Here is a 7894-nt window from a genome sequence, read left to right as displayed (position 1 = left end):
CGGGTGCTGCGCTCGGGATGACAAGTGAAGGGGCGACACGCGCGGAAGGCGGGATTCGCTGCGCTGCTCCCGCCCTACACGGGCTGCATTCGGTGCAATGCGCTTCGCTTATTGCACCCTACGAGACTATGCGCGTCATACCGGATAGAAGGATTGGGATTTCAAAACAACGATGTGCCGCCCTTCATGTTCTGATCCACCGATTTACGAATGTGGTGCAGCATGGCTGTGGGTACGGGACCGCTGTCAGGTTCGTAACGCGAGGCCAAGGAATCTCGCGGGGCTTCGCCTTCTTTGGAAGCGGAATCCCGCAATGGGGGTTGCGTGGGAGTCGGGACGGTCATCGCGGACGCTCGTATATGACGACTGTATATTGCGCCGCTATTGATGCGGAAAACAATTGCGCCAGAAGCGGGATTCGGGGCGCGATTGCGCTGGCCCCTCGATACACCCGCTTCGCGGGCACTCGGGGCGAACGGAGTTTGGTAATGGGGTCGGTGAACAGCGAAGCCGGCGGCCATGGGCCGCCCTACGGGCACTGCCGTTCTCGCGTGAACGGGATAGGGTTTAACAGCAGGTTTGCTTTGAGGGTGGTGCTGGCTCATCCCTCGATACGAATCGCTTCGCGATTCACTCGGGACGAACGGGGTTTGGTGTTGGGGGTGGTAAACAGCAAAGCCGGCGGCCACGGGCCGCCCTACAAATGCTGCCCAACAAATTCGAGGTGACGGGGTGATTGGGATGAATTCCGCCGGCCCTCTCCCCTCCCCCGTGCACGGGAGAGGGGAAATTGGTGGGCCTCAATCGGGGGTGTTGGGAGGATTTGGCACGCATGAGAGTTCGGGCGGGTTTTCTTCATGGGTGCCATGTGTGCCAAGGGTTTTTGTTGGCACGCATGCGGGGAGTGGTTGGGGGTGGAGGCGCCAGGTGTAGGTGGCATCCGGGCCGAAGCCGGATCTTTGGGAGGTGATTCCGGCGGGTTTTTTGGCGCGTTGGACGGTGCGCCAGGGGAGGCCGGCTTGGGTGGCGGCTTTTTTTACTTCGGTGGCGGGGAGGCTGGATTCGGCTAGCAACTCGCGGAGCCAGGCGGCGGACTCGGTGAGTTCGGGGTGGGGGTCTTCGGGGGTGATGCCGGCCAGGGCCTGGTCGGCGGTGATGGTGACCAGTTCCGATTCCCAGGTGATGCGGGGGGCGCCGTTGGGGGCCGGGGTGATGCGGTAGGCGAGGCCTTGGGTTTGCTGGCCGAGGTTGTTTTTGCTGGGGAGGAGCAGGCGGCGCTCGGGGTGGGCGGGGTCTTTTGTTACCAGGAAGCTGGCGCGGGCGATGGCGACGAAGGCGAGGCTGCCGCTGACGCGGTAGAGGGAGGAGGCGCGGTGGCCGGACTTGTTGAGATGGAGGACGGCGACGATGGCGACGCCGGCCTGGGCGGCGAGCTCGCCCAAGGGCTGGAGCAGGGCGCGCATGGCGGCGTTGCGGTGGCTGTCCGACTCGCCCAGGTATGCGGTGAGGGGATCGAGGCAGACGAGGCGCACGCTTGGGTGGGCGGCGAGGAAGTTGGCGAGGCCCTGAAGGTCTTGCTGGAGATCGAGGCGGCGGGCGCCCTGCCCTTGCGGGGTGACGGTGCGGAGGATGTGGACGGCGTTGGCGTCCGCGCCGGCGGCGTCGAGACGGGGGCGGACGGTATCGGCGGTGTTGTCCTCGTCCGACACGAGGAGGACTTCGCCGCGCGGGCAGGCTTCGCCACTCACCGGCCAGGGCGCGCCGCGGGTAACGCGGGCGGCGAGGTCCACGGTGAGGACGCTCTTGCCCTGGTCCGGATCGCCGACGATGAGGGTGAGCTTGCCCAGGGCGATGCGGCCGGGCCAGAGCCAGCGCACGGACTCGGCGGGGACTTCTTCGGCGCGCACGGTGAGGAAGCTGGGGGCGGCGGCGCGGCGCGCGGCCTGGGCCTGCCAATCGAGCGCGGCGATGGTGGCGGCGACGGGATCCGCCGCTGGGTCTGGTGAGGTGCCGGCGGGCTCAAGCTCTTCGACGGTGCAGCCGAGCTGGCGCAGGTGGGTGGCGAGTTCGCGCTGCTGGCGCCGGGCGGCGATGCCGGCGGAGACGGGCCAGAGGCGCAGGCAACGGCCGCGCAGGGGGGACCAGTCCGTGACGGCGAGATCTGGACTGGCGGTGGTGGCGGGGAGGCCGAGGTCGGAGAGGGCGGCGGCGGTGGATTCGTCCCACACCCAGTAGACCGGCCGGGAGAGGGGCGCGGCGAGCAGTTCGGGGAGCATGAAGAGGGGGCGGCCCTGGGGCGGGGCCGGCGGCTCGCCGCGGCACCAGGTGCGGCCGTTGTAATGGAGGGTGACGGTGCAGGCGTTGAGCGGGCGGCCGGGCTCGTGGCCGAGGGGGCGGACGAAGCGCAGGCGGTGGAACAGGGCGGTGCCATCCGCCGCGCGCCAGGTGTGCACGCCCGCGGGCAGCCAGCCGGCGCGCATCTTGTGGGCGAAGACGCTGCCGAGGTCGTCGCGGGCTTCGGCGTTGGCGGAAGCGGAGGGGGATTTTGGGCTGGGCATGTTCAGGCTCCCTTGCGCGGGCGCGATTCGACCGAGGCGGTGACTTCGTCTTCGTACCAGCCGGTGGCGCGCAGGCCCAGCTCGACGCGGCGGGGGAACTGGCCAGCGGCTTCGAGCTTGGTGAGGGTGCTTCTGCTGAGGGAGGTGCGGTCGCGCACGGCGCGCAGGCGGATGATCCGCCGGGCGGCGGGGACTTGGGTTTGCATGGGGACTCCTGGGTACGAGGGCGGCGGTGAAGGCCGCGGGCAATAAAAAACCGCCTTGCGGCGGTTTGGGTTCATTACGGCTATTGGGGGCTTCTGGGCCTTTCAGGGGCCGGAAACGACGAAGCCCGCCGGAGGCGGGCTTTTGGGGTGGGGCGTGAGAACCACCGGTTACTCTTTATATTCCGGGTTTTACCGGATGGCAAGAGTGAGATGAGCCGTTGATGTTGACCGCGTTACAACTTGGCGACACTTCCTATGTAACTCTTCAATGCAATTAGTCACTTTCGGGGGGATGTGATACAAACCGCTCGATCCAAGAAAGGTGGGACAACCGGATGGCGCGGAAGAAGCTGGCAGAAGTCGAGATTCTGACCTCGACTGTGTTGGGATATGACGAATTCGAAATGGATGTGGAGCAGATACTTCGAAGTCAATTACCTGGCTTTTTCAAAGATCTAGCCGTGGCCCCGCTGACACTCGAACACATAGAAAAAATTCCCGTCCGGGCAAAAGGAGCTTATGTCCTTTACGAAAACTCGCTGCCTGTATATGCGGGCAAAACCGATTCCCGACATGGGTTTCGCGATCGTCTTTCGCGGCACTTCCACACGATTCAAAATCGCCGAAATATGGATCCCGCGCACATCGGATTCAAAGCGGTCCGCATCATGGTCTTCTCCAACTTCGATGTGGAGACCATTTTGATAGAGGAAATGCGCCGACTTCATGAATCGTATCTTGCTTGGAATACCAGCGGCTTCGGAAGCAACGATCCAGGACGCAGACGCGAGGGACAGGAATCCGCCGAATTTGACAGCAAGCATCCTATTGACGTCGACCGGCCTCTAGATTTCGTCGAAGCTGGCACCTACGACGTTCTTGGACTTCTGGTCCTGCTGAAGGAGAAATTGCCGTATCTATTGAGATTTGAAACAGATGGTATAGGCAACAATTCCAAAGGCACCGCAAAAAACGCGAAATACACGGTGGGCCACGTCGATCAGCGTTCCACATTTGTGACTGTGCCAGCAGGCGGGGTCTTAAGCATGCGGCAGTTGATGCGACTGATCGTGTCGGCACTTCCGACTGCTCAATGGCAAGCCACGATTTTTCCTGACCGCGTGATTTTGTACAAAGAAAACAACAAAGAATATTTGTACGCGATCGATACAATTTGATCTCGATATACGCAGCGTGGCGCCTTACGCGATCATAAGTTTCTCCAGAGCCATCCATCTTGTTCGCTTCTAGCTAACTAGACGCAAGGCAATACGTACAAATTCTGTTTCACATCCGTTGCCTCGCTCTGGCGAAATAAAAAATAATACTGTACATTTATACAGTACAAGTCGTCGCGAGACTTCCTTGTGAGGGTTCATGGGCCAGCATATACTGCAATTTGCCGCGGATTGCTGCGGATGGATGCGGAGTGCTGCGATGGGGAAGGATGGCCAAAATGCGTATCGCGTCACGACCACGCTGACGCACCAACAGCACGAAGAGCTGGAGAGAATTGGCAAGCAAAGCGGGGTCAAGGTTGCCTGGTTAGTTCGGCGCGCGGTTGATCGCCTGATCAAGGACGCCAATGGGGGCACCCTTCCCATCGATTTTGGACCTGGGGGCCCTCATGCGTAGTGTCGAGCTCTTCAGTGGCTGTGGCGGACTAGCTCTCGGGCTATCTCAGGCCGGGTTTCACCATGAGTTGATGGTGGAATGGGACCAGGATGCGGTGACCACGGTGCTATATAACCGTGCCCGTGGCATTCGCCATGTGAAGGACTGGACTCTTGAAAGAGCGGATGTACGCGCCGTCGACTGGCACCGCTATGCCGGCCTGGACCTCGTGGCTGGCGGCCCCCCATGCCAACCCTTCTCCATAGGCGGCAAGCACCGCGGGCAAGACGATGCTCGCGACATGTGGCCTGAGGCGATTCGAGCAGTTCGGGAAAGCCGTCCGAAGGCGTTCTTGTTCGAGAACGTACGTGGCCTGGCCCGTCCTGCTTTCGCTCATTATCTCCGCTGGATCCTTGCTCACCTTCGACATCCCGAGATGTCTCGGAAGTCAGGCGAAACCCACGAGCAGCATACGCACCGCCTGGAAGCATCGAAGCAGCCGGCTACTTATGACGTGCTGGTGATGAAGGTTAACGCGGCGGATTTCGGCGCCGCGCAAAAGCGCAACCGCGTCATTGTTGCCGGAGTGCGCGCGGATCTTGGAATTACGCTGAAGCCAGCTGAGCCCACTCATTCGCGTGATCGGCTTTTATGGGATCAATGGATCTCTGGAGAATATTGGGATAGGCACGGAATGGCGCGGCCGGCGGCCAGCGAAGCACCAACCATGGCGCTCGCAGCGATCAAAGCTATGCGCTCCTTGGACATTCCGCCCCCTGGAAAACCCTGGGTAACCGTTCGCGACGCTCTGGCTGGACTCGGAGAGCCAGATGGACGGGCCAACCACACACTCCAAGACGGCGCGCGCATCTATGCCGGGCATACGGGCAGCGTACTAGATGAACCAGCCAAAGCACTCAAGGCGGGTGACCATGGCGTACCTGGTGGCGAGAACATGATGGTGCGCGATGACGGGTCCGTTCGCTATTTCACCATCCGGGAAGCCGCGCGCCTTCAGGGGTTGCCGGATACTTATTTGTTCCCGCGATCCTGGAGCGAAAGCATGCGTCAACTAGGTAACGCAGTGCCATCTCAGTTGTCTGATTCATTGGGCCGTTGGATTTCTGGCACTTTAACTGGCGCCGGAACTGCTAAGCGAGCGAAGGCCGCTTAATAGCAAGGAAGAAGCGTGTGTTGCGCTTCTCTACTGAGATACGTGAATAACTAATGCGCTAGTTACTGTGATCCGCACATGCATCCAACTTCCACGCTTTATTCGTAGTTTCTTCGCGTTTTCTTGAATTTCCCTTGAGCGACAAATATCGGTCAGTTCGTCAATGAAGCGACCTCAGATAATTGAGGTATCGTAAAAGAGGCAATGACGGCGACGGACTAATGAAACAGGTGGCGAAAGTGGATCCAGCGCGCAGCGCACAGATGGCGCTCGTCCGCTCACGCGACACAAAGCCAGAAATGCGTGTTCGCACCGCCCTGCACGCCGCCGGCCTACGTTACCGGCTTCACGATCGGCGCTTACCCGGCGCCCCGGATTTAGTGTTCCCAAGCCGACGCATCGTTCTATTTGTACATGGCTGCTTCTGGCATCGCCACGACGGCTGTTCCGCGAACAGATTGCCAAAGTCACGCCTCGACTTTTGGATTCCAAAGCTCGAAGGAAACGCGGAGAGAGACCAGCGACAGCAAGCCGAGCTTGAGGCTCTAGGTTGGCGCGTTCTCGTGGTGTGGGAATGTGAAACTAAGACACACGATCAACTCGCCGCGCTTGCCAAAGTGATTCGTAAAAATCCCCTGCAGCGATCAGCACCTCCAGCCAAGAAAGCCCTAGTCGCGCGAGTGAAGCGTGTTAATTGAGAATGTGAACCGCGAAGACCAAGATAATTTCGCGGGTTCTTTTTAAAGTTAAGAAGAGATTGCGCTTGTTACGCCTCGTGCCGAGGCGCCTGGATTCCGGTTTTCGCCGGAATGACGGGGGAGAGGGATGGCGGATCAAATGGGGTTCGCCACGCACGGTAACTGTAGTTACCATTTATAACTGCAGTTGTAGGATGGCGAAGGCGCTGGTTTGACCGTTCACGCGGCTTCCCGTATATATTCTGTAGCCCCTCTCTCCACCGGACTACAGTAATGTTGATTACCCACGAGCACAAAGAAATCTACCGCCAGGTCAAAACCTTCGTCGAGAAGGAGCTGAATCCGCATGTGGCGGAGTGGGAGAAGGCGGGGATCTGGCCGGCGCATGAGGTGCTGAAGAAGATGGGCGGCCTGGGGCTGCTGGGGATCTCGAAGCCGGAGGCTTATGGCGGGATGGGGCTGGATTACTCGTACGAGATCATGTTTGCGCAGGCGCTGGGGAATTGCCTCTCGGGCTCGATCTCGATGGGGATTGGCGTGCAGACGGATATGGCGACGCCGGCGCTGGCGCGCTTTGGCTCCGAGGATTTGAAGAAGGAATACCTGGCGCCGGCGCTGGCCGGGGACATGGTGGTTTCCATCGCCGTCTCGGAAGCGGGGGCGGGCTCGGATGTGGCGAGCATCAAGACGACGGCGCGCAAGGAAGGCGGCGACTATGTGATCAATGGCTCGAAGATGTGGATCACGAACGGGACGCAGTCGGACTGGGCGTGCACGCTGGTGAATACGGGCGAAGGGAAGGTGCACGAGAACAAGTCGCTGATCATCGTGCCGATGGATGCGAAGGGGATCGACCGGAAGACGAAGCTGGACAAGCTGGGGATGCGCGCTTCCGACACGGCGATGATCTTCTTCGACAACGTGCGGGTGCCGCAGCGGAACCTGGTGGGCAAGGAGGGCATGGGGTTCATGTACCAGATGCTCCAGTTCCAGGAGGAGCGGCTGTTCGGGGCGGCGAGCGGGATCGACGGCTTGACGAACATCATCAATGAGACGATCGAGTACACGCGGCAGCGGCAGGCGTTCGGGCAGTCGATCGTGGATAACCAGTATGTGCATTTCCGCCTGGCGGAGCTGAAGACGGAGGTGGAGTCGCTCAAGGCGCTGGTGTATCAGGCGACGGAGGACTATGTGGCGGGGCGGGATGCGACGATGCTGGCTTCGATGGCGAAGCTGAAGGTGGGGCGTGTTTCGCGCGAGGTGACGGACGGCTGCCTGCAGTTCTGGGGTGGGCAGGGGTATATGTGGGAGAGCAATGTGGCGCGGGCGTTTCGCGATACTCGCTTGATTTCGATTGGGGGTGGGGCGGACGAGATCATGCTTGGGATCATCTGCAAGTTGATGGGGATTTTGCCGGGGAAGAAGAAGCATGCGGCTTTGAAGGAGAAGCGGGAGGGTTGATTTTTGGGGGGAGGTTGATGCGTTGTTGATGGTGCGTCCCTCACCCCTGCCCCTCTCCCGTCCCACACAAGGGACTCCCTCTGGTCGGAGGGAGAGGGGTTCAACGGCGGGTTGGCTTTGAGTGCGGCGCTGGTTCATCCCTCGATACGAATCGCTTTGCGATTCACTCGGGACGAACGGGGG

Annotated in this window: 6 protein-coding genes; 4 read left to right on the top strand and 2 right to left on the bottom strand. The window is 60.7% G+C overall.

Annotated elements, in window-relative coordinates; translation table 11 throughout:
- Positions 1–800 precede the first annotated feature (800 nt).
- Both BP26_RS0122285 and BP26_RS0122280 read right to left on the bottom strand, forming a co-directional pair.
- Positions 801–2558 carry an AAA family ATPase gene (locus BP26_RS0122285; protein WP_029922767.1) on the bottom strand — a complete coding sequence of 586 codons (1758 nt, stop codon included), beginning with the start codon at positions 2556–2558 and terminating at the stop codon, positions 801–803.
- Positions 2559–2560: 2 nt separating this feature from the next.
- Positions 2561–2764 (bottom strand): helix-turn-helix transcriptional regulator, encoded by a 204-nt coding sequence (locus BP26_RS0122280; RefSeq protein WP_029922766.1) that lies wholly within the window; start codon positions 2762–2764, stop codon positions 2561–2563.
- A gap of 335 nt (positions 2765–3099) precedes the next feature.
- On the opposite strand from BP26_RS0122280, the gene BP26_RS0122275 reads away from it, so the two are divergent.
- The 4 genes from BP26_RS0122275 to BP26_RS0122255 all read left to right on the top strand — a co-directional run bounded on the left by BP26_RS0122275 (position 3100) and on the right by BP26_RS0122255 (position 7711).
- Entirely contained in the window at positions 3100–3942 is an 843-nt protein-coding gene (locus tag BP26_RS0122275) for a GIY-YIG nuclease family protein (protein ID WP_029922765.1), read from the top strand.
- Between the two features lie 449 nt (positions 3943–4391).
- Positions 4392–5552: a DNA cytosine methyltransferase gene (locus BP26_RS28965; RefSeq protein WP_084183340.1), complete on the top strand. Its 1161-nt coding sequence runs from the start codon at positions 4392–4394 to the stop codon at positions 5550–5552.
- A 221-nt stretch (positions 5553–5773) separates the two neighbouring features.
- Complete coding sequence (locus BP26_RS28960; protein WP_084183339.1) at positions 5774–6250, top strand: very short patch repair endonuclease; 477 nt, start codon at positions 5774–5776, stop codon at positions 6248–6250.
- A 273-nt stretch (positions 6251–6523) separates the two neighbouring features.
- The gene (locus BP26_RS0122255) at positions 6524–7711 is read left to right on the top strand and encodes an acyl-CoA dehydrogenase family protein (RefSeq protein ID WP_029922761.1); all 1188 of its coding nucleotides are present in this window, start codon (positions 6524–6526) and stop codon (positions 7709–7711) included.
- Positions 7712–7894 lie beyond the last annotated feature (183 nt).

Origin of the sequence: Nevskia soli DSM 19509, from assembly GCF_000711955.1 — a bacterium.
GTDB classification, from domain to species: Bacteria; Pseudomonadota; Gammaproteobacteria; order Nevskiales; family Nevskiaceae; genus Nevskia; species Nevskia soli.
The sequence above is the reverse complement of the archived record's forward strand: the minus strand, read 5'-3'. Positions and strand labels throughout refer to the sequence as shown.